The sequence below is a fragment of the Mesorhizobium sp. M7A.F.Ca.CA.004.04.2.1 genome (assembly GCF_004022825.1).
GTDB lineage: Bacteria > Pseudomonadota > Alphaproteobacteria > Rhizobiales > Rhizobiaceae > Mesorhizobium.
The window spans coordinates 1-1,723 of the sequence record NZ_RZPH01001171.1 but is presented as its reverse complement, the minus strand read 5'-3'; the positions used below and the strand labels follow the sequence as shown (position 1 = coordinate 1,723).

Below are 1,723 nucleotides of genomic sequence, written 5' to 3'. Positions count from 1 at the left end.
CGGCTTCGCCGAGCGAGTAGCCGGACAGCTCCTGCGCGATCTGCATCACCTGTTCCTGGTAGACAATGACGCCTTGCGTCTCCTTCACCAGATGGTCGATCTTGGGATGGATCGACGCCATCTCCTCCTCGCCATGCTTTCTGGCGTTGTAGGTCGGAATGTTCTCCATCGGACCGGGGCGGTAGAGCGCAACCAGCGCGATGATGTCCTCGATGCAGTCGGGCCGCATGCCGATCAGCGCCTTGCGCATGCCGGCGCTTTCCACCTGGAACACGCCGACCACTTCGCCGCGCGACAGCATGGCGTAGGTCTCGGGATCGTCGAGCGGGATCGTCGCCAGGTCGATCTCGATGCCACGCCGGCGGATCAGCTTGACCGCCGTCTCCAGCACGGTCAGCGTCTTCAGGCCGAGGAAGTCGAACTTCACCAGCCCGGCCTGCTCAACATATTTCATGTTGAACTGGGTGACGGGCATGTCCGAGCGCGGATCGCGGTACATCGGCACCAGTTCCGACAACGGCCGGTCGCCGATGACGATGCCGGCGGCGTGCGTCGAGGCGTGGCGGTAAAGGCCCTCCAGCTTCTGCGCCATGTCGAGCAGCGTCTGGACGATCGGCTCCCTCTCGGCCTCTTCGGCAAAGCGCGGCTCGTTGGCGATGGCGTCGGCGAGCTTGACCGGGTTGGCCGGATTCTGCGGCACCATCTTGGAGAGCTTGTCGACCTGGCCATAGGGCATCTGCAGCACGCGGCCGACGTCGCGCAGCACGGCGCGCGCCTGCAGCGTACCGAAGGTGATGATCTGGCCGACCTGGTCGCGGCCGTATTTCTGCTGGACGTAGCGGATGACCTCCTCGCGCCGATCCTGGCAGAAGTCGATGTCGAAGTCGGGCATCGACACGCGGTCGGGATTGAGGAAGCGCTCGAAAAGCAGCGAGAAGCGCAGCGGATCGATGTCGGTGATGGTCGTCGAATAGGCGACCAGCGAGCCTGCGCCCGAACCGCGGCCTGGCCCGACCGGAATGCCTTGCGCCTTGGCCCATTTGATGAAGTCGGCAACGATCAGGAAGTAGCCGGGAAACTTCATCTTGGTGATGATGCCAAGCTCGAAATTCAACCGCTCGCGGTATTGCTCGACCGAGTAGCCCGCAGTCGGGCCATGCATGGCGAGGCGCGCGTCGAGCCCCTCATGCGCCTGGCGGGCCAGTTCGTCGGCTTCCGCCTGCACCGCGGCGTCATTGTCAGCGACATCGCCGCCGGTGAAGCGCGGCAGGATCGGATTGCGGTTTTTGGGATAATAGGAGCAGCGCAGCGCGATCTCGACAGTGTTGTCGATCGCTTCTGGCAGATCGGCAAAGAGCCTGGCCATATCGGCCTGGCTGCGCAGGAAATTGTCCGGCGACAGCCGGCGACGATTGTCGGCGGCGACGACCGATCCTTCGGCGATGGCGATCAGCGCGTCATGTGCGTCATAGTCGTCACGGGAGGAAAAGAACGCCTCGTTGGTGGCGACCAGGGGCAGTTCATGGGCATAGGCCAGATCGATCGAGGATTTTTCGATCACGCGATCATAACCGGAAACCCGATCCAGCTCGACATAGAGCCGGTCGCCGAACATTGCCTTGAGGGTCAAAAGCCGGGCTTCGGCCAGATCGCGGCGATCTTCCTTGAGCGCGGTGCCGATCGGTCCGCGCGGCCCACCGCTGAGGCAGATCAACCCGTCACA

Annotated in this window: 1 protein-coding gene; it reads right to left on the bottom strand. The window is 63.5% G+C overall.

Annotation, left to right across the window (positions count from 1 at the left end; translation table 11 throughout):
- The coding region (gene dnaE, locus EN893_RS32595; RefSeq protein ID WP_128362118.1) for a DNA polymerase III subunit alpha at positions 1 to 1,723 on the bottom strand (1,723 nt) is incomplete at both ends.